The organism is Arthrobacter sp. Hiyo1 (assembly GCF_001263615.2).
Classification (GTDB): Bacteria; Actinomycetota; Actinomycetes; order Actinomycetales; family Micrococcaceae; genus Arthrobacter.
On sequence record NZ_DF952476.1, the window covers coordinates 173,775 to 174,639 of the forward strand.

1 protein-coding gene and 1 pseudogene are annotated in these 865 nt (G+C 65.4%); both read right to left on the minus strand.

Annotation, left to right across the window (positions count from 1 at the left end):
- Positions 1–41 precede the first annotated feature (41 nt).
- Positions 42–692, minus strand: coding sequence for an MBL fold metallo-hydrolase (locus AHiyo1_RS21230; RefSeq protein ID WP_059389907.1), 651 nt, complete (start codon positions 690–692; stop codon positions 42–44).
- Between the two features lie 36 nt (positions 693–728).
- Positions 729–865: pseudogene (locus AHiyo1_RS28395) on the minus strand (aldo/keto reductase); the annotation flags it as partial.

Genomic DNA, 865 nt, shown 5'->3' on the forward strand with positions numbered 1-865 from the left:
CTAAGCCGCGCGGGGTCTAGGGGCTCCCGTCCCCGTAGGGACTACCACCCGCGTTCGCGCCATTCCGCAAGGTGTGGCCGCTCTGCACCGAGCGTGGTCGGATCTCCATGGCCCGGATGCACCACGGTGTCGTCCGGGTAGGCCTCGAACAGCCGTTCGCTCACATCGTTCAACAGCGACGTGAAGCGGGCGGCATCGTTCTGCGTGTTGCCAACTCCTCGGGGGAACAACGAGTCGCCGCTGAAAATGTGCGCTGGCCCTTCGGGGTCCAGGTACACGTAGGCGATCGAACCCGGGGTGTGGCCGCGCAGGTGCACAGCGGTGATGTCGAAACCGTCGAAGTTTCCCACGTCCCCATGGTGCAACTGCACGTCCACGGGCACTGGGAGCGCGTCGGCGTCGTCCACTCCGGCCGAGGTCTTCGCGCCCGTAGCTTCCACTAACCCGGGCAGCGCGCGGACGTGGTCCCAATGCTGGTGGGTGGTGGCGATGAGGGCAAGTTTCGGTGGCGATGCGGCGTCGGCGACCGACTCCGCAAGCATTGCTTGGATCGCCGGAAGGTCGTCCGCGGCGTCGATCAGGAGTTGCGCGCCGCTTGCCTTGGCGGTGAGCAGGTACACGTTGTTGTTCATCTCGCTGACCGAGATTCGCCGGATGGTGATGTCACGCAGTGAATGAATGAGTGAGTCCATTCGTCCACTCTACGGAAGCCGCCTGCGGCTCACCGACTACTCGCGGCCCTGCGAAACCCAGGTGGGATCCGCGGACCGTGAGCCGACGACGGCGTCCGCCGTCGAGCACGTCCAGTTGGGCGGCACTCAACTCGAGCGACAAGCACCCAGGTTCTCATCGAGGCGGTGCGCTT